At 73.6% G+C, this 18,667-nt stretch carries 16 protein-coding genes; 8 read left to right on the forward strand and 8 right to left on the reverse strand.

Translation table 11 applies throughout. From position 1 onward, the window contains the following. Positions 1-6: 6 nt before the first annotated feature. Positions 7-1,209, reverse strand: a complete 1,203-nt coding sequence (locus tag ACI8AB_RS17065) for a glycoside hydrolase family 3 N-terminal domain-containing protein (protein ID WP_456951092.1) — start codon at positions 1,207-1,209, stop codon at positions 7-9. A gap of 81 nt (positions 1,210-1,290) precedes the next feature. Here ACI8AB_RS17065 and ACI8AB_RS17070 point away from each other — a divergent pair, with 81 nt between their 5' ends. Further along, the gene (locus ACI8AB_RS17070; protein WP_456951093.1) at positions 1,291-1,956 is read left to right on the forward strand and encodes a TVP38/TMEM64 family protein; all 666 of its coding nucleotides are present in this window, start codon (positions 1,291-1,293) and stop codon (positions 1,954-1,956) included. A gap of 95 nt (positions 1,957-2,051) precedes the next feature. After that, complete coding sequence (locus ACI8AB_RS17075) at positions 2,052-2,957, forward strand: hypothetical protein (RefSeq protein ID WP_456951094.1); 906 nt, start codon at positions 2,052-2,054, stop codon at positions 2,955-2,957. Between the two features lie 55 nt (positions 2,958-3,012). Here ACI8AB_RS17075 and ACI8AB_RS17080 read toward each other — a convergent pair whose 3' ends face one another. Together ACI8AB_RS17080 and galE are read right to left on the reverse strand one after the other, a co-directional pair. After that, complete coding sequence (locus ACI8AB_RS17080) at positions 3,013-4,158, reverse strand: acyltransferase family protein (RefSeq protein ID WP_456951095.1); 1,146 nt, start codon at positions 4,156-4,158, stop codon at positions 3,013-3,015. After that, complete coding sequence (gene galE, locus ACI8AB_RS17085) at positions 4,155-5,135, reverse strand: UDP-glucose 4-epimerase GalE (protein ID WP_456951096.1); 981 nt, start codon at positions 5,133-5,135, stop codon at positions 4,155-4,157. The genes ACI8AB_RS17080 and galE overlap by 4 nt, the downstream gene beginning before the upstream one ends. Positions 5,136-5,267: 132 nt before the next feature. Here galE and ACI8AB_RS17090 point away from each other — a divergent pair, with 132 nt between their 5' ends. Next, entirely contained in the window at positions 5,268-6,206 is a 939-nt protein-coding gene (locus ACI8AB_RS17090; protein ID WP_456951097.1) for a UDP-glucuronic acid decarboxylase family protein, read from the forward strand. Between the two features lie 8 nt (positions 6,207-6,214). Here ACI8AB_RS17090 and ACI8AB_RS17095 read toward each other — a convergent pair whose 3' ends face one another. Genes ACI8AB_RS17095 through ACI8AB_RS17105 form a run of 3 tightly spaced genes read right to left on the reverse strand, consistent with a single transcriptional unit; the run spans position 6,215 to position 10,229 of the window. Further along, a complete protein-coding gene (locus tag ACI8AB_RS17095) occupies positions 6,215-7,435 on the reverse strand; it encodes a hypothetical protein (protein WP_456951098.1) in 1,221 nt (406 codons plus the stop codon). After that, entirely contained in the window at positions 7,432-9,054 is a 1,623-nt protein-coding gene (locus ACI8AB_RS17100; protein ID WP_456951099.1) for a glycosyltransferase, read from the reverse strand. Before ACI8AB_RS17100 ends, ACI8AB_RS17095 begins: the two co-directional genes overlap by 4 nt. Next, on the reverse strand, positions 9,051-10,229 hold the full coding sequence (locus ACI8AB_RS17105) for a glycosyltransferase family 2 protein (protein ID WP_456951100.1): 1,179 nt from the start codon (positions 10,227-10,229) through the stop codon (positions 9,051-9,053). The genes ACI8AB_RS17100 and ACI8AB_RS17105 overlap by 4 nt, the downstream gene beginning before the upstream one ends. Before the next feature lie 149 nt (positions 10,230-10,378). Between ACI8AB_RS17105 and ACI8AB_RS17110 the strand changes: the two genes are divergently transcribed. Beyond that, positions 10,379-11,206, forward strand: a complete 828-nt coding sequence (locus ACI8AB_RS17110; protein ID WP_456951101.1) for an ABC transporter permease — start codon at positions 10,379-10,381, stop codon at positions 11,204-11,206. Between the two features lies 1 nt (position 11,207). Beyond that, entirely contained in the window at positions 11,208-12,380 is a 1,173-nt protein-coding gene (locus ACI8AB_RS17115; RefSeq protein ID WP_456951102.1) for an ABC transporter ATP-binding protein, read from the forward strand. A gap of 4 nt (positions 12,381-12,384) precedes the next feature. Here ACI8AB_RS17115 and ACI8AB_RS17120 read toward each other — a convergent pair whose 3' ends face one another. Both ACI8AB_RS17120 and ACI8AB_RS17125 read right to left on the reverse strand, forming a co-directional pair. Next, positions 12,385-13,362 (reverse strand): glycosyltransferase family 2 protein, encoded by a 978-nt coding sequence (locus ACI8AB_RS17120; RefSeq protein WP_387988532.1) that lies wholly within the window; start codon positions 13,360-13,362, stop codon positions 12,385-12,387. After that, positions 13,359-14,012, reverse strand: coding sequence for a polysaccharide deacetylase family protein (locus tag ACI8AB_RS17125; RefSeq protein ID WP_456951103.1), 654 nt, complete (start codon positions 14,010-14,012; stop codon positions 13,359-13,361). The genes ACI8AB_RS17120 and ACI8AB_RS17125 overlap by 4 nt, the downstream gene beginning before the upstream one ends. Before the next feature lie 214 nt (positions 14,013-14,226). Between ACI8AB_RS17125 and ACI8AB_RS17130 the strand changes: the two genes are divergently transcribed. From ACI8AB_RS17130 to ACI8AB_RS17140, 3 genes are all read left to right on the forward strand, one after another. Then, entirely contained in the window at positions 14,227-16,329 is a 2,103-nt protein-coding gene (locus tag ACI8AB_RS17130) for a glycoside hydrolase family 16 protein (protein ID WP_456951104.1), read from the forward strand. A gap of 120 nt (positions 16,330-16,449) precedes the next feature. After that, positions 16,450-17,817: a Wzz/FepE/Etk N-terminal domain-containing protein gene (locus tag ACI8AB_RS17135; protein WP_456951105.1), complete on the forward strand. Its 1,368-nt coding sequence runs from the start codon at positions 16,450-16,452 to the stop codon at positions 17,815-17,817. A gap of 65 nt (positions 17,818-17,882) precedes the next feature. Continuing rightward, positions 17,883-18,667 (forward strand): glycosyltransferase (locus ACI8AB_RS17140; protein WP_456951106.1); only part of this gene is annotated, 785 nt, incomplete at its 3' end.

The raw sequence follows: 18,667 nt of genomic DNA on the forward strand, positions 1-18,667 counted from the left end.
GTCCGGTCAGCCCAGCAGGCCGGCCTCGGCCTTCGCGGTCAGTGCGGTGCGGACGGCGGCGTCGACGGTGACCGAGAACTCCGGGTCGGCCTCGGCGCGGGCGAGGACGGCGTCGAGCATCTCCGGGTAGACGTCCTCGGTCACGGTGAGCACGAGCGTGCCGCCGGCCTCGAGGGAGCGGACGGCGCGATCGCCGGGCGGCACGTCCTCGAACGCCGTCGCCGCGCCGACGTCGTCGGTGATCACCACGCCGTCGAAGCCGAGGAACCCGCGCAGCAGCGTCGTGACCACCTGCCGCGAGAAGGTGGCCGGCGCGCCGGGGTCCAGCCGGGGGTAGGTGGCCGAGGAGAGCATCACGAACGGGTCGGCGTCGGAGCGCGCGAGCTCGCCGAACGCGGCCACCTGCTCGCTGTTCGCGGTGGTCACGTCGTCGGTGACGCCGGCGGCCTCGTCGGTGTTGGCGTCGACCAGCCCGAGGCCGGGGAAGTGCTTGAGCGTCGCGGTGACGCCGTGGGCGGCCAGCCCGTCGACGACGGCGCGCACGTCGGGGACGACGTCGGCCGCGGTGTTGCCGTACTGGCGGCCGAAGGCGCCGATCGGGTCGTTCGCGGCCTCGGTGCCGGCCGGGACGACGTCGGCCACCGGCGCGAGGTCCAGGTTGATCCCGGCCGCCGCGAGCTGGGCGCCGAGCGTGCCCGCGAGGGCGGCGAGCTGCTCGGGCGGGAGCTGCCCCTGCTCGGCCGCGGGCGGCAGCCGGTCGAAGCCGGGGCCCTGGAGAGACTGCACCTGCCCGCCCTCCTGGTCGACGGCGACCCAGGGCCGCGGCCCGGGCGCGGAGTCCGTCCAGCGCCCGGTGACGGCGGCGATGTCGGCCGCCGCGGCTTGAGAGCGGCCGGCGAGGAAGACGCCGCCCACGCCGTCGGCGACCAGGGCGTCGCCGGGGGAGAGGTCCTCCAGCCGCACGCCGACGACGAACAGCTGCGCCACCTGCGCCCGGCGGTCCATGCCGGCCAGCGCGGCGTCCACCTGCTGGGCGACCGGGTCCGCGGACGGCGTCGTCGGCTCGGTCGTCTCCGCCGGCGCGGGGCTGGTGCTCGACGGGCTGCGGCTCGGCTCCGCGCTGGTGTCCGGGGAGCCCGAGCAGGCGGCGAGGACCAGGCAGAGGAGCGCGAGCAGGACGGCCGGGCGGGGCCAGGCGGGCGGGCGCATCGGGCTCCTCGGACGGGGGTGGCGGGCGGTCCCCCCAGTGTGCAGACCCGGGGCGACGGCCCGGCGCGGCACCATGGGCGGGTGCGGACGGCGTGGGTGCGGGCGGGCGCGCTGCTCGCCGTCCTCGCCGTCGCGACGGTCCTCGCGCTGACCGTGGATCTCCCGGACGTCGCCGCGGTGCGCCGCTGGGTCGAGGGCGCCGGTGTGGCGGGGCTCGTCCTGCTGGCTCTCGCGAAGGGGGCCCTGCTGGTCGGCCCGGTGCCCCGGTCGGCGCTGTGCGTGCTGCTCGGCGTCGTCCTCGGGTTCTGGGTCGGCGCGGCCGTGGCCTATGCCGGTGGGCTGCTCGGCGCGCTGACCGCCTTCGCCCTGTCCCGGTCCCTGGGACGCGCGACCGCGGTGCGACTGGCCGGGCCGCGGCTGGCCGCCGCCGACCGCGCGGTGGCCGGCCGGGGCCTCCTCGCCGTCCTCGTCGCGCGGGTGCTGCCGGTGGCGCCGTTCGCCGTGGTGAGCCACGCGGCGGGACTGTCCGCCGTGCGGTTCCGGGCCTACGCGGCGGGCAGCGCGCTGGCTCTCGTGCCCACCACCGCGCTTCAGGTGGGAGTGGGTGCCTCGGTGCCGGGGCTGTCGGCGTGGGCGGCGCGGGCCGGGTCGCCCCTCGTGGTGGTCGTCGCGGGCCTGCTGGCCGTCCTGGGCGTCCTGTGGCTGCGCCGGCGGCGGGCCGGGACCGGTCCGGTAGAGGCCGGCTGAGACGGACCCCGTTCACCCGATCGGGCGGCTACCCTGCGCGGGCCGAGACGCGCCGGTTCCGTGACGTCTCTGGCACCGGTGCGGGGGGAGGCCTGGTGGCGCGAGAGGACCTCGAGCGGGGTGCGGACCCCGGGTGGCCGGAGGCGACGACGCCGGTGTGGTCGCCCGGCCCGCCGCCGGTGCCGCGCGGGCCGGTGACCGACGTCTGGCCGCCCGTGGGCGTGCCGGTCCCCTCGTCGTGGGACGGCCGCGGCCTACCCCCGCCGTCAGGGCCGGTGCCGGTGGTGCAGCCGCCGGTCGACCTGACCAAGCGCGGGGCCCCGGCAGGATGGGGACCCCCGCCGCCCGCGCCCGCGTCGCGTGGTGGCCGGGGCCGCGGGGTGCTGATCGGCGTCCTGGCCGCCTCGCTGGTGGTCGGGGGAGGGGTGGCGGCCTGGTCCGGCCTGGCCGGGGACGACGCGCCGTCTCCGCCGGTGGCGGCGTCGGAGCCGGTGGACCCCGCTGAGGGGGTGGACAAGGGCATCGAGCACGGCGGTGCGGCGCCCTCGAGTGCTCCGGCCCCGGCCCCGGCGACACCGACGGCGTCGCCGGAGGAGCAGGCGCTGGCGGAGCTGGAGTCGCTGCGCGAGGAGTCGCGGGCGTCCCTGGCGCTCGACGGCCGGTGGGTGGCGCAGGTGGCGTCGAAGAACGTCGGCATCACCGACCCGCTGCAGACCACCGCGACCGGCAGCCACCAGTTCTTCGCCGTCGACATCCTCGCCGAGAGCCGGTCGCTCCTCTCGCTGGCCGCCGACTCGCAGGTGCACGTGCTGACCAGCTTCGACTTCGGCCGGCGGTCCGCCGCGGCCAACGGCGACCTGTTCTGGATCACGATCGTCGACGCCGGCTTCGGCAGCGGCGACGACGTCCGGGCCTGGTGCGCCGGCGCGTTCCCGCAGCTCAGCGGCGACGCGCTGGCCAACGCCTGTGTCGCCCGCACCCTCGAGCCGCCGCACGACTGAACTGGTCACGAGCGGGCGCGGCCGTCACCGGGGCTCTGGCGCACGAGTGAGGAGGTCAGGCTCTCGCCGGCGGTGCGACGTCGTCCGGGTCGGCGTCCCTGCGGCCCTCGGCGTCGACCATCTCCGGTCGGGGACGGGTGCCCCGTAGCCGTCGCTCCAGCGGTGCCTCGACGATCCGGTAGAGCGCGATGGAGCCGACGAGGGCGAGCAGGAAGCACCCGACCGTCGCGAGCAACGCGAGCTCCGGAGCCTCACGGACGAACAGGATCTGTGGGGCGACGGCGCGGAGAGCGATCTGGTGCACGAGGTAGAAGGCGAACGACCACTCGCCGAGGCGTCTGCCCCACCTCCCTCCGACGCCAGGTCGGCCTCCCTCCAGGTCCCGTGCGGCGGCGGCGGCAACCAGGAGCGCGTAGGGCCCTGCGACGACGAGGTATGCGTAGGGGATGACCGCCACGGCGAGGTAGGACAGAGCGGCGAGTAGAGCGGCGGTGCCGAACCGGACTGGCGGCCGCCATCCCGTGCGCAGCGCCGCGGCAGCGACCATGCCCAGCAGGAACTCGGTGAGACGCTGGACCGGGACGATGCCCAGGTACTCGGGGACCTCACCGGTGGCCGCGAGCCAGATTAGGGCGGGGGTGGCGGTGAGGACGAGCAGGACCAATGCTGCGAGCAGGCGGCGCGTCGGGGTGCGCGGCAGGAGGACGACGAGCACCGGGAACAGCAGATAGAAGAAGGCCTCGCAGGAGATGGTCCAACCGACCGCGTTCCCGCCGAAGAACACGGCCCGGTCCGGGATCCACGCCTGCACCGCGGCCAGGGACGGCAGTGACTCGACCACCGCTGCGATCCGCCGGTCGTCCTGCTCCGTCGCCGCGACAGCGGCACCCACGATGCACGCTGCCCAGTACGCGGGTGCCACCCGGGCGAACCGGCGACGGTAGAAGGCCGGTGCGCTGTCCCCGGGGCGATGCGACCAGGTCAGCACGAACCCGCTGAGTACGAAGAAGAAGGCCACACCGGTGAAGCCGGACGCCATGACGTACCGGGCGAGCCAGTCGGCCGGTCCGTCCTCGAAGAACACCTGCCGCGCGTGGAAGGCGAAGACGGCGAACGCAGCGACTGCCCGCAGTCCGGTCAGGCGGTGCAGGCGGACGTCCGGTGCCGGCACGGCGCCGACGGGGGTGCCAGGTCCGGTCACGACCGGTCGACCGGAGACGGCCGGTCGGCCGCCCAGGCGCTGGCGACCATGTCCGTCAGATCGTGCTGGGCGCGCCAGCCGAGCTCGTGCGCGATCCTCTCGACGCTGCCCACGATGCGCGCCGGGTCGCCCGGCCGGCGCTCGACGACGTCGTGCTCGAGCGGCCGGCCGGTGACGGTGCGGACGACGTCGAGGACCTCGAGCACGCTGCTGCCCTGACCGCGGCCGACGTTGTACGTGGCGGTCCGCAGGTCCTCCTCGAGGACCTCAGCTGCGCGGACGTGGGCATCGGCGAGGTCGCGGACGTCGACGTAGTCTCGCACGCAGGTGCCGTCGGGAGTCGGGTAGTCCCCGCCGAAGACCCGCGGCCGTTCGCCTCTCTGCAGCGCCCTGAAGACCAGCGGTACCAGGTTGTAGGCGCCGGTGTCGCGCAGCTCGGCCGCGGCCGCTCCGACGACGTTGAAGTAGCGCAGGTTCACCACGCCCAAGCCGTACGCGGCCGCGGCGGCATTCAGCACCCGCTCGCCGTAGAGCTTGGACTCGCCGTAGGGGCTCTCCGGCACGGTCTGGGCGTCCTCGCCGACGATGTCGAGATCCGGGGTTCCGTACACCGAACAGCTGGACGAGAAGACGACGCGTGTCCCGCCCGTCGCCCGCAGCGCGTTGAGGAGGCTGACAACCCCGCCTGCGTTCTCCCGGGCGTAGAGCAGGGGATCGGCGACGGACTCGGTGGGCGACTTCTTCCCGGCCAGGTGTACGACGCCGACCGGACGGACCCGCTCCAGCAGCGAGGTGAGCGCCGCGGAGTCGAGGACACTGATCGGCTCCAGGTCCACCTCCGGCGGCACCCGTCCGGTGGTGCCGGTGGAGAGGTCGTCGACGACGACGGCGTCCCGTCCCGATCGGAGCAACGCCCGAACGACGTGCGAACCGATGTAGCCGGCCCCACCCGTGACCAGCCAGCGCCCCCGTGGCATGCGTTGCAGGCTAGCCCGTCCCTCTCGGTCGGGGCGGACGTCGGCGAACGATGTTGCCCGTGACCTGCTGACTTCTGACAATGGGGCGGATCGGTCGACCGGCGGGTCGTCCACGCGGACGGGGAGCGTGCAATGACGCGTGTCGTCGTGACCGGAGGTGCCGGTTTCCTGGGGTCCCACCTGTGCGAGCGGCTGCTCGACGACGGGTGCGAGGTGCTGGCCCTCGACAACCTGGTCACCGGGAATCCGGAGAACGTCGATCACCTGCTCACCCGGGATGGCTTCCGGCTGGTCAAGTACGACGTCACCAACTTCGTGCACGTGGTGGGCCCGGTCGACGCCGTCCTGCACTTCGCCAGCCCTGCCTCGCCCATCGACTACCTGCGGCTGCCGATCGAGACGCTGAAGGTGGGCAGCGCCGGCACGCTCCACGCGCTGGGCCTCGCCCGGGCGAAGAGCGCCCGCTTCCTCCTCGCATCGACCAGCGAGACGTACGGCGATCCCCAGGTGCACCCGCAGCCGGAGAGCTACTGGGGGCACGTCAACCCGGTGGGACCCCGTGGCGTGTACGACGAGGCCAAGCGGTATGCCGAGGCGCTGACGACGGCCTATCGCACCTACCACGGCGTGGACACCGCGATCGTCCGGATCTTCAACACCTTCGGTCCGCGGATGCGGCCGAACGACGGTCGCGCCATCCCCACCTTCATCCGTCAGGCGCTGGCTGGGGAACCTCTGACCGTGGCCGGCGACGGCAGCCAGACGCGCTCCGTCTGCTACGTCGACGACCTGGTCGAGGGCATCGTCCGGCTGCTCCGGTCGGACCACCCCGGCCCGATGAACATCGGCAACCCGGGGGAGATGTCGGTCCTGGACCTGGCGAAGTTGGTCGTGGAGGTGACCGGCTCGACGTCCGCCGTCGAGTTCATCGAGCGTCCACAGGACGACCCGACGGTCCGGCAGCCCGACATCACCCTGGCGCGGGAGGTGCTCGGCTGGGAGCCGGCGGTACCGGTGGAGGAGGGGCTGGCGCGCACGGTCGACTGGTTCAGGACCCGGGGAGGATCCTGACCCGGTCGTCACGGGTCAGGGGACTCCACGACCCGTTGCTCCTCCTGCGTGCCCGTCGCCCACGTCCAAGCGACGGCGCTGAGACACAAGGCGACGACCTCGATCGCCGACGCTGCGCCTTGACCGGTGACGGTCAGGGCCGCAGCGAGCACGGTCGACAGGGCTGGGACCAGTGCATGCCCAGCGAGGAGCAGGGCCGGTAGCAGCAGGAGCGATCCCATCGCCAGCCGTGCGGGCAGGTCGGTCCCGGCCAGCCGCTGCACCCATGTGAAGCCGCCCATGCCGTGGAGGACCGCCAGCAGGACGGCTACCAGCGCCAGGGCGTCCGCGGCGCGCGAGCGGGAGGTCGAGCGGTGGGCCCAGCCGAGGACCGACGCCGCCAGCGCGCCCGTCGCGACGCTGCCCGTCCAGTACTGCGGCAGCCCCAGCTGGTCCTCCGCGGTCGACCGGTCCACGAGGAGGTCGGCCGTGACGGCGCCGAGCACCAGCAGCGTCGCACCGAGGGCCGCGAGGCCGAGCCGCTGCCGTCGGGCGCCCCGGGCCAGCGTCGCCAAGGCCTCTGCCGGCAGGGCCCGGAGCAGCACGAGCGCGCCGGCGAGCAGGAGCAGCGACCCCAGCAGCTCCGTTCCCTCCTCCAGGAGGGTCAGCCAGGTGGGGCGGGCGGCGTCGAAGTCGAGTGAGAACTCGAGCTCCTCCTGCAGGAGGATCGTGGACAGGCACAGCGTCCCGGACCAGCTCAGCCACGTGGCGGGTCGCACTGCGCGGCCGCTCAGGTGACGGATGCCGCAGACGACGAGCGCCAGCAGCGGCAAAGCGGGGACGACCCAGGGTCCGGCTCCTTCGAAGGCCCGGTTCGCCCCTGCGGTGTCGGCGATGAGCATCCGCTCGTGGACGCTGGCCACCTCGTCCACCGACAGTCCGAGGAGCAGCAGGCCGCCGGCAGCCGGCACGGCGACCCGTGGGACCCGCTGCTGCCCCCAGCAGCGCGTCACCGCCAGCAGGACGAAGCCCGTTCCAGCCGCGGCGAGCACGGCCGACGACCACCAGGCGCCGACGGTCGCCTCCTGGACGAGCGAGAACAGCACCAGCGGCTTGACCAGCGGCTGGTCGGCCTTGAGCTCCTCGTGTACGCCCGTGAGCAGCAGCAGGACGACGTCGGCCAGCGCGACGGTCGTCAGCGTCCGCCGCACGAGGACGCCGGTGAGCAGCCCGTTCCTGACGTCGGTCACCGCGCGTGCCCGTCCTCCCCGGGCGCGCGCTGCGCACGCGCGGTCACCACGACCGGATAGGCCGGATCGTGCGGCAGGAGGCGGTCGGTGCCGACCTCCTCCACGGCCAGGCCCTGCAGGAAGGCCACCGCGGCGAAGGCGTTGCCGTGCCCCTCGACGGCCACCAGCTCGTCACCGAAGACGTCGCCCAGGAGGCGGCGCGCCGCGGCCGGGGTCAGCGCCCAGTACCACTGTCCGCCCCACTCCCCACGATCGATCTGGCTGATGCCCGGGACGGTGAGCAGCAGGACGCCGCCCGGACGCAGGGCGGCGTGCAGCCGCTCGACGGCTGTCCGCAGGTCGTAGACGAGGTGCAGCGTCTGCGTCAGGACGATGCAGTCGAAGACGGACTCAGGGAGGACGCCGGCCGCGCTGAGGTCGCCCACGATCGTCGCGACCGGGTTGCCTGCGTGCACGTGCAGGACGTCCTGCACCTCGACGCGGTCGCCGCCGAAGCGGCGGGAGTACGCGTCGTCGCCCACCTCGAGCACGCGCCCGGCGACGTCCTCTCTCGACTGCTCGAGGAACCGCTCGACGTAGAACCGGTCGACGGGCGTCCCGCGGTCCCAGCCGAAGTCGAGACTGACCGGGTGGGGACGGTCCAGGTCGCCCAGGCGGACGGGCCCGCGGGGCCGCAGGCGCAGGGCCGGGACGTGCCGGGCGATCGTGTCGTGCACGGTGACGGGCAGTCGTGGAGCGGCACGGCGGACTACGGTGCGGACCACCGCGCGGCCGACGGTGCGTGGGGACAACCGCGCCGCGGCCAGGGCTGCGGCCGGCCGGGACAGGTCGCGGCGGGACAGGACCTCCTGCGCGTAGTAGGTCCGCCAGGTACGCCGTCCCTCCTCCCACGCCCGCAGCAGGTGCGCCGGCTCCTCGGGACCGGGCCGGTGGCGGGCGTGGACCTCGAGGACCGTGGCGAGCATCGTCGCCCCGTGGATGGACATGTTGCCGCCGTGCCACCGGTACAGGGCCGTCTCGACGGGGTGTGAGGCGACCTCGTGGTCGACGGCGAGCCTGAGGTAGACGTCGTAGTCCTCGCACCGCGTCAACCGCTCGTCGAAGCCGCCGGCGGCGACGAGGACCTCGCGCCGGTAGAGCGCGGTGGCGTGCATCGCGACGGCGTTGCCGCGCAGGAACGTGGCCCGGGGATCGGGGCCGGCCGGGCTGTAGCGCCGCTCGCCCAGGGGCGCTCCAGCGGCGTCCACCCGCCGGTGCGCTCCGTACACGAACGCGGCGCCGGGGTGCCGCCCCGCGGAGTGCAGGCCGGCGGCGACGGCCACGGGGGTCAGCAGGTCGTCCGCGTCGAGGAAGAGCACGTGGGACGACGTCGCCGCGTGCAGGCCGGTGTTGCGGGCGGCTGACAAGCCGCGGTTCTCCTGCCGGATGAACGTCGTCCCCGGCCACTGCGCCACGACGGATCCCGGGTCGTCGGTGGATCCGTCGTCGACCACGACCACCTCGTCGGCCCGTCGGGTCTGCGCGGCGATGCTCTCGAGGGCCGCACCGAGGAGGTGTGCGTGCTGGTACGTCGTGACGACGACGGTCACGGTGGGGCGGTCGCGCTCCGGGACGGTCATGCGCCGGGGCTCCGGGCTCCTGGCACGAGCCGGCGGAGGAACGTGACCCACAGGTAGTACGCCACGCCCGACGCTGAACCCAGCACTTCCTGCACCCAGGTCGGGCTGGCCTTCGCCGGGCGGAGGAGCCGCACCGCCAGCCCGCGCAGGTACCAGACGGGCAGGTGCAGGAAGGCGCGACGGAGGTTCCCGACCTCCCGGGTGCGCTCGTACTGCACCAGGAGTGCGACGACGTGCCCGCGCATGTAGTGGAAGACCTGGCTGCGGAACGCGGGCATCTCGCGGCGGTGGTGGTGGAAGACGACAGCGGAGGGCTCGTAACGGCACGTCCAGCCGGCGGCGACGATCCGGTACCAGTACTCCGAGTCCCCTGAACACCCCGCGGCACCGACGTCGAGGCGTTCGTCGAACAGTCCGACGGCGCCGACGACCGACCGGCGGAAGGCCATGTTGGCGCCGGCGCCGACGTCCCAGGCCGGCATGCCGTACGCCCGCGTCCGACGGTGGAACTCCGGCCCGAAGTCGACCCGGGAGAACCCCTTCCCGAAGCCCCACCGGGTCTCGAACTCCCACTGCGCCTCGCTGTCCAGGACAGCGGGCAGGACCAGTCCGGTCACCCCGAGGACGTCGTCCCGGTCGAAGGCGGCGACGAGGTGCTCGAGCCAGCGGGGGTGCAACTCCGTGTCGTCGTCGGTGTAGGCGACGACCTCCGAGCCGGCCGCGAGGAGCCCGGTGTTCCGCGCGACGTCGAGTCCCGGTCGGTCCTCGCGCACGTACCGGACGCCGGCCCGCTCGGCGACCTCGCGGGTGGCCGTCCCCCGGGACGCGTTGTCGACGACGATGACCTCGTCGGGCGGACGGGTCTGACGCGGGAGGCTGGTGAGGCACCGCTCGAGGTCCCCGGGCCGGTCCCGCGTGCAGATGACGACGGTGCAGGTGGCCGGGGTGGCGCCGGCCACGGCGGACGGTTCGGGGCGGGGGGAGGCCAGCGCCCGCTGCAGCGCCGCGTCACCGTCCTCGTCCGGACCGACGAGGACCTGGCCGACAGGGCGGTCCCCGGCCCACAGCACGACCAGCGCGCGGGTGCCGGACGGCAATCCGGTCGTGGGCCGTGGAGTCGCGTCGACGTCGACGTGCACGACGCGGGCGTAAGGCGGCCCCTGAGCCTCGGTCATCGTCCGCGTCCCCCCAACGCCGTCGCGACCCCGGACGCTAACAGCGAGGACGGGGGCGCACCCTGTCGTGGACGAGGTCCCACCCCTCCCGGGTGGGAGGTCGAGTGCTTGCGCGTCTGCAGCACGCGCGGTGGGTAGCGTGCGCGGACGTGTCCGCCGACCCGCGACCGGCGTGGACGGTCAACGCCGCCCACGGGCGTCTCGTCGACTGGGGCGAGCTGTGGCGTGCCCGCGAGATCATCGGCTTCTTCGCTCTGCGAGATCTCCGGGTCCGGTACAAGCAGGCCGTCCTGGGTGCCGCCTGGGTGGTCCTGCAACCCCTCGTGACGGTGGCGGCGTTCACGCTCGTGTTCGACCGCCTGGCGGGGGTCGGCACCTCGGGGATCCCGTACGTGGCCTTCGCGCTGGCCGGTCTGCTCGGCTGGACGTACGTCTCCCAGTGCATCGGGCGCGGAAGCGAGGTGCTCGTGGGCAACACGTCGCTGGTGACCAAGGTCTACTTCCCGCGCCTGACCGCACCGCTGGCCTCCCTGCTGCCGCCCCTCGTCGACCTCCTCGTCGGGCTGCTCCTCCTCGCTGTCGTCTGCGTGGTCCTCGGAGTCGTCCCGACGGCGGGACTGCTGCTGTTCCCCGTGTGGCTGCTGCTCCTGGCCCTCACGGCGCTCGGCCCCACCTGTTTCCTGGCGGCGGTCAACGTCCGCTACCGCGATGCCCGGGAGGTCGTCCCGACCGCTCTCCAGGTCCTGCTGTTCCTGAGTCCGGTCGCCTACTCGGCCGCGTCCCTCGAAGGGCTCGCCCGCTACGCGTACGCGCTCAACCCGGTCGTCGGCGTCCTCGAGCTCGGTCGCTTCGTGCTCGTCGGCGGGCCCTGGCCCGGAGCCGTCGTGGCGTTGTCGGCCGCGGTCTCGCTCGTACTCGCCGTCCTGGGGGTCCGGTACTTCCTGCGGGCCTCCCGGGCCTTCGCGGACGTGATCTGACGTGGACAGGGTCCAGGTCGACCGGGTCAGCAAGCGCTACCTGCTGGGGGAGCAGCGCAACCTGCGCGAGACCCTGGTCGCGGCAGTGCGCCGGCGACGGGACGAGAGCCGGGAGCTGTGGTCGCTCCGCGACGTGAGCTTCACCGTGGCGGACGGAGAGGCCGTCGGGATCGTCGGCCGCAACGGAGCCGGCAAGAGCACGCTGCTCAAGGTCCTGATGCGGATCACCGCGCCCACCACCGGGGAGGCGCGGACCCGCGGTCGGGTGGCGGCGCTACTGGAGGTGGGCACCGGCTTCCACCCCGAGTTGACGGGGCGGGAGAACGTCTTCCTCAATGCCGCAGTCCTCGGCATGAGCCGCGCGGAGACGGCCCGTCGCTTCGACGAGATCGTCGACTTCTCGGGTGTCGAGCGTTTCCTCGACACCCCGGTGAAGCGCTACTCCAGTGGGATGTACCTGCGGCTGGCCTTTGCGGTGGCCGCGCACCTGGAGCCCGACGTCCTGGTCGTGGACGAGGTCCTCGCGGTCGGGGACGCAGAGTTCCAGCGGAAGTGCATGAACCGCATGTCGGAGGCGGAGGCCGAGGGGCGCACGGTCCTCTTCGTCAGTCACGACCTGGCTGCCCTGAGCAAGTTGTGCAGCCGTGCCATCTGGTTGGAGGCGGGCCGGATCAAGGACCAGGGCCCGACTACGCCCATCGTGCGGGACTACCTCACCTCCGGGGTCGCCTCAGCTGGTGGTGGCCAACTGGGACCGGGTGGCGACGTGGGACGGCTCCTGCAGGTCCAGGTCGTCGCACTCGACGGGATCGCTCGGCCTCTCCTCAGGGACGAGCCCTTCCGGATCGTCGTCCGTTTCGAGATGGAGGAGATGTTGGCCGGTCTGGACCTGGCGGTGATCCTGACCAACCAACACGGTGTCCGCGTCTTCGACGAGGTGCTCAGCCACTCCCAGGAGGTCAGGTTCCCACCCGGTCGGCACGAGGCCGTACTCGAGGTGCCTCCCATCCTCGCGATCGGTGACTACACGGTGGGGGTGTGGCTGGGGACGGAGCACGAGGACGTCCACTACGAGATCACTGCCGTCTCCTTCACCCTGCACGGGGAAGAGGGCTATCACCGCGACCGTGTCCTCGTCCTGGGGCTCCCCTATCGCGTTCGGCGTCTTGACTGAGGCGCTACTGGTGTCCCCGAAGGGCTGCTCGCGCACGCCTCATCGCCGCGCGCGGTAGTCGTGTGAGGCGAGCAGGTGCGGCGGCGAGAGCATGGAGGACCGGTCTCCGGTAGGGCCGTAGGGCTCGGGCCAGTGCGGCTCTGACCGCGGGAGGGGCCGGCTCGGCCCTGCTGTCCAGATGGCGCTCGAACCAGTCGAGGTAGTACTGGCGGACCTCGTGGTAGCGCCCCGCTCGAGTCACGCTGGCGACGGAGCTGTCCGGGTGCTGGCGGTAGTCGAGCCAGACGGCGTCGGAGAACCAGACAGGCCAGGAGAGGTAGAGCTTGCCGAGGAACCCCTGGTCCTCGTACATCTGCCGGGCGCCGGTGAAGTGCGCCTCGAAGCCGCCCACCGACTGCACGGCTTCACGTCGAAGGAGCATGTCCGACGGACAGGGAGCCGACGCCGTTCCCAGCGGGTACAGCGCGAGAGAGGCCTCCGGCGGTGGGACGACGCGATTGCGGACGTGACCGGTCGGGACGAGGACGTCCTCCCCGCCGGCCCAGGACCACCAGTAGTTCACCGTCCCGCAGACCATCCCCAGTCCCGGGTGAGCGTCCATGATCGCCATCTGCTCGGTCAGCTTCTCCGGGCGCCAGACGTCGTCGGCGTCGATGAAGGCGATGAACTCTCCACGCGCCGCGTCGAGGCCGAGGTTCCGCGTCGCACTCATCCCCCGGTTCGCGTGGTCGGGGTGCTGCAGGTAGCGGACCTGCCCCGGGTGGCGGGCCTGCCACCCGAGGGCCATGGACGTGCTGCCGTCGGTCGAGCCGTCGTCGCACAGCAGGAACTCGAAGTCGCCTGTGCTCTGCGCCATGACGCTGCGGATCGCCTCGTCGAGGAACTGCTCGCCGTTGTAGAAGATGCAGATGACGGAGACCCGGGGTGCCCCCGTCGCACCTGGAGGCGCCGCAGTCACGTCCTCCCTCTCCCCGGGCGTCATGGCAGCGACCTGAACTCGAGTCCCCGCGTGCGTACAGCCCGCACGACCGCGGGTAGCGCCCGGATGGTCGCAGACCTGTCCAGAGCGCGGACGTCCGTGGGCTTCTCCACCCAGTCGTGCAGGAGCACCACGTCCCCACTGCCCGCCGCCCCCGCGATGCCGGCGATGTCCCCGGCGGTGACGCCGGGACGCCAGTCCTGCGGATCGACGGTCCACAGCCACGGCGCCAGACCCTGGCACCGCACCATGGACGCACTGGTGAGGGTCAGATGGCCGTTCGGAGGCCGGAACAGGGCGACGTCGCGGCCCAGCACCTCGGCCACGGCCGACCGACCGGAGCGGTACTCCTCGGCCAGGGCGCCGAGGCGGACGCCCGCCGGATGCGGGTGCGTGCAGCTGTGCGAGCCCACCTGGTGTCCCTCCGCGACGACGCGGCGCACGAGGTCCGGGTGTGCCCGGACGTTGCGGCCGACGCAGAAGAAGGTGGCCCGCACCCCGAGTTCACCCAGCAGGTCCAGGACGAGCGGGGTCGACGACGGGTGCGGGCCGTCGTCGAAGGTCAGGGCGACCGTGCCCTCGGCCACGCGGCGTCCGACGCCGGCGAGCCGATCACGCGCGGTCCACTGCAGACGCTCCTTCCGGGCGCGCACCGCGCGGGGCACGTCGCGGAGGTCCCGCACGTCACCTCCAGCTTCCGAGTCGAGCGCCCATGCTCGCAGGACGCGCCGATCGCCGCGCGGGGACCACCGGTCCCGTGACCGGGGCGCACCCGGCGGGGACGGGTAGCGTCACTGCCGGAGGTCGTCGAACCCCTCGGACGCCGCCACTCCTGGCCCGGTCCGGTCGAAGTCATGGTGAGGTCCCGTGCCGTCGAGGAAGCAGGTCCTCGTCCTGTCCGCCGTCGCGGTCGTGGCCGCCGTGGCGGCCGTCGTCCTGGTCGTCGTCCGCGGGGCCGATCCTCCTCGCGTCACCGCCTCCTCGGGAACCGATCCCTCGGCCCTGGTGGCCGGTGCCCCTGACCCCGGGGACGACGACGCCGAACGGGACGTGTACTGGCGCACCGATTCCGAGACCGTCGGGGCCTGGGTCGAGCTCACGTACCCCGAGCCGACGTCTCTCGACCACGTCGAGGTCCTCGGGCCGGGTGGAGGGGAGACCGGGCCCGCGAGCGCTCTCCTGACCTTCGACGGCGGCGCCTCGCTGCTGGTCACCACCGACGACGAGGGCGATGCCTCCGTCACCTTCCCCGAGCGCACGGCGTCCCGGGTGCGGGTGACGATCGCCGGCGTGCCGGACGGCGCCACCTCCGTGGCCCTGGCCGGTCTCTCCGTGGACGGGTCGGCCGACGATCCACCTCGACGCGGCGCCGATCGAGCTGTGGTCGCCACCGCCTCCACTCCTGCGGACCGGCCGGTGGAGGCCCTGACGGACGGGACGCCGGCCGACGGGGACACGGGGGAGGAGTGGACCGCGGATGCGGACGACGACGCACCTTGGGTCTCGCTGTCGTGGAACTCGCCGCGGGAGATCGCGAGCGTCCAGGTGTTCGGTCCGTCAGCACCAGGGGGTGAGTCGCTCAGCGGCGTCCTGCGCTTCGACGACGGCAGTGCCGTGCGCGTGCCGGCGATCGCCCGGGGCGGGGGAGAGGCGACGACGATCGCCGTGGCGCCGCGGATGGTGAGCGGCGTGCGCCTGGAGCTCGACCGGCCCGACGGGGACGCCCCGGTGGGCCTGCGCGAGCTGGCGGTGTACGACGCCGGCACGACCCCGCCACGCTGGCCGCAGGACGGGGTCGCCTACGCGGCCACTCCCCCCGCGGTGGAGCGGTGCGACACGGAGGCGGAGCCCGTCGGTGAGGCCGCGAGCGGGCGGCTGGGCCTGGTCTGCCCCGCCGTCGGTTCGGCCGTGGACGGTCGGACCGACGTCGTGGTCGCCGCGGACCCCGGCACGACCGTCGAGGCGCGCGTCTGGACCGGCGTCTCCGGCACCGGGACCAACGCGGTCGACGTGGTGGCGAGCGCGACAGCGGACGAGGACGGTCTCGCCGTGCTCCCCCTGGACCTCGCCTCGGCACCCCGCGGGCCCGTGACGGTGCGGGTGGACCCCGTGCCGGACGGTGCCGCGACCGACGAGGACCTCCCCACGTCGCTGTACGTGCAGCTCTACAACCGGGCCGGCCGGGACCTCACCCCGGACAGCGTCGCTCCGGAGGGCATGACCCTGCAGTGGGCCGAGGAGTTCGACCGGCCGCTGTCGGTGAGCGCGACCGGCGCCGGCGCCGACTACGCCGCCGTCAAGCCCGACGCCTCCAGCAGCGGCCAGTTCGGCGACGCCCCCTTCGCCGACCCGGCCTCCGACGACGGCACCCTCACGACCCTCGACGAGCAGTACCTGCGCATCCGCACCCAGCCCGCGCAGGGAGCCGGGGACCGGGACGGCACCGACAACGTCGCCGGCCTGCTCGCCTCGACCGACGTCGACGGCGCCGGGTTCATCGCGCAGTACGGCTACTTCGAGGCGCGCATCCTGGGCGCGCCCGGTCCCGGCACCTGGCCGGCCTTCTGGATGCTGGACGCGGAGAGCGCCGCCCGGCCCAGCGACACCTCCACGGAGGTGGACGCGGTGGAGCTGTACGGGCACGACACGCTCGGCAGCTGCCACACGGTGCACGACTGGGGGAGCGAGGAGGCCGGGGAGCCGGGGACCGGCGCACCGTCCTGCACCAGCCCGAACGGCTTCACCGACTGGGCGATCGCCTGGCACACCTACGGCGCACGCATCACCCCGGACGGCGCGACCTTCACCATCGACGGCCAGGTCGTGGCGTCCGCGGACTCGCTGACCCGCACCACCGAGCCGTTCTTCTTCCTCCTCGACCTGGCCCTCGGCGGCGGGTGGCCGGTCGACCTCGCCCCGATCGGCGGTGTGGCGGACACCTACGTCGACTGGGTCCGGGTCTGGACCTGACCCCGTCATCCCGCCCGTCGGGGTGATGCTCTGTTAGCGTCTCGGACGAATGCTGGGCGCTGTGACCGTGTACGGGGCGCGGATCCCCACAGAGCCCCCTCTCCCGCAGGACGTGGTGGCGTGACGCTGCAGGACTACCTGCGGGTCCTGCGACGCGGCTGGTGGGTGATCGCGGCCCTCACCGTGCTCGGTGCCCTGGCCGGCCTGGCGTTCACGCTCGCGACGACTCCCGTCTACACGGCTCAGGCGACGGTCTACGTCTCCGTGAGCGGTGACGAGAGCCCAACGGACCTCTCGACCGGGCAGTCGTTCGCCACCCAGCGCGCGCTCACGTATGCGGATCTCGCCGAGACCAGGACGGTCCTCGAGCGTGCCGCAGCTGGACTCGGGGACGGGACCGATGCCGACGACCTCCGCGCCTCCGTGAGCGCCACACCTCGGGAGGGGACCTCGCTCATCGACGTCGGTGCCTCGGGCAGCGACCCCAACGCCGTCGTCGCGCGGGCCGACGCGGTGGCCACCGCCCTGACCACGGAGGCCCCGCTGCTCGACGCTCTGGGCCCCACGTCGCCGGTGCGCCTGACCGTGGTCCAGGGTGCCGAGACGCCGGAGGCGCCGGAGGCACCTCGCCCCCGCAACAACCTGCTCATCGGCATCGCCGTCGGGCTGGTCCTCGGCGTGGCCGCGGTCGTGGTGGCCGACGCGCTGTCCACCCGGATCCGGTCCACGACCGACCTGCCGCCGTCGCCCCGACTGGTCACCCTCACCTCGATGCCCGCCCCGCAGAAGCGGTCCCGGCACGTGGCGCGGACCGACGCGCGGCTAGAGGCGTTCCGGCAGCTGCGGGCCAACCTGCTGTTCGGCTCCGACGTGCGGGAGACCATCGCGGTGACCGGCGTGACCGGGGCCTCCGACGCCCAGGGCGTCGCCCGGCAGCTTGCTGCAGCCTTCGCCGAGATCGGCTCGAACGTCGTCGTCGTCGACGTCGACCTCCGCGCCGACGACGGGCGTCGTGATCGGTCCGGCCGCCGCGCGGACGCGGGACCGTCTGCTCCTGGTGTGGCGGACGTGCTGGGCGGCACGGCCACGGTCGACGACGTCGTGACGCTGGTCCCCGGCGAGAAGGTCTTCGAGGTCCCGGCGGGCCGGGTGGACGCCTCGTCGGCGCAGCGGATGAGCACGCCCGCCATGCGGAAGCTGCTCGAGGCGTTGAAGGAGCCCTTCGACCACGTCGTCCTCGCCTGTCCTCCGCTGGTCGAGCGGTCGGAGTCCGCCGTGGCCGCCAAGCTCGCCGGAAACGCGCTCGTCGTGGTGGAGTCCGGGGCGACGAGGCGCGCCGAGTTCCTCCTGGGCCTCGAGCTGCTCGCCGGTGTAGGCGTCACCTCGGTGAGCGTCGCCATCGACCACGTCCGGGCTCAGGACCTCGGCGGCGGGCGGTTCGGCCGCATCGAGGGGCCGGAACCGCCGGCCGCTGTCGTGCCCGCCTGACCGGCGGTCTCATGGGCCTTCGCCGGACGGCGCGTCGGTGGCTCCCGGGGCCGACCAACCCGCGCATGCGCACGGGCCCCCGGGGCCGCTACTTCCGGACCCTGACGGTCGTCAGCGTCGACCTGGACACACGGCAGGTCACGCCGCACCGGCAGCTGACGCCTCCCGCCGTCGCTCCTGAGGGCGTCCACGCGCTCGTGTGGGCCGGCGGGGCGCCCGTGGCTGAGCTGACCGTCCCTGGCGACCCGGACGACGTCCTGCCGCGCCTGGCAGAGGTCGCCCTGCGGGAGGTCGGGCATCCCGGTCGAGGAGCGGCTCCGGGCCGTCCGGCTGCGGCTCTCAGCGGTGCTGACGTCACCGTGGCCGTGTGCACCCGGGACCGACCCGGGGACCTGGCGCACACGTTGCATTCCATCGGCGAGCTGAGCACCCCTGTGGCGGAGGTGCTCGTGATCGACAACGCCTCCCGCGACGAGAGCACCAGGCAGGTGGTGGAGCGCTTCCCGTTCGCCCGGTACGTCCGCGAGCCGCGCGCCGGGCTCGACTGGGCGCGGAACCGGGCACTCCTGGAGGCGCGGACGAGGATCGTCGCGTACACCGATGACGACGCTCTCGTGCACCCATGGTGGGTGGACGGGCTCCTGCGCGGTTTCACCGAGGTCCCCGGCGCGGTGATGGTCACCGGCCTCGTCTTCCCCCTCGAGCTGGCCACCCCGGCTCAGGTGATCTTCGAGGCGCGGGGGTTCGGTCGTGGCTACCGTCGCGCGGGGGGGGCGGGGGGGGGGGGCGCCCCCGCCGCGGTGCCCCAGCCGCTGGGCCTGCTGCGCGACCGCACGCAGGACGTCTCCGG

This window comes from Geodermatophilus sp. SYSU D00698, from assembly GCF_054050335.1.

What these genes read in the sequence shown, in the direction of transcription:
- ACI8AB_RS17090 (WP_456951097.1), top strand. Translation starts at nt 5,268, where the DNA reads ATGACGCGTGTCGTCGTGACCGGAGGTGCCGGTTTCCTGGGGTCCCAC.
- ACI8AB_RS17120 (WP_387988532.1), bottom strand. Translation starts at nt 13,362, where the DNA reads ATGACGCCCGGGGAGAGGGAGGACGTGACTGCGGCGCCTCCAGGTGCG.
- ACI8AB_RS17065 (WP_456951092.1), bottom strand. Translation starts at nt 1,209, where the DNA reads ATGCGCCCGCCCGCCTGGCCCCGCCCGGCCGTCCTGCTCGCGCTCCTC.
- galE (WP_456951096.1), bottom strand. Translation starts at nt 5,135, where the DNA reads ATGCCACGGGGGCGCTGGCTGGTCACGGGTGGGGCCGGCTACATCGGT.
- ACI8AB_RS17100 (WP_456951099.1), bottom strand. Translation starts at nt 9,054, where the DNA reads ATGACCGTCCCGGAGCGCGACCGCCCCACCGTGACCGTCGTCGTCACG.
- ACI8AB_RS17105 (WP_456951100.1), bottom strand. Translation starts at nt 10,229, where the DNA reads ATGACCGAGGCTCAGGGGCCGCCTTACGCCCGCGTCGTGCACGTCGAC.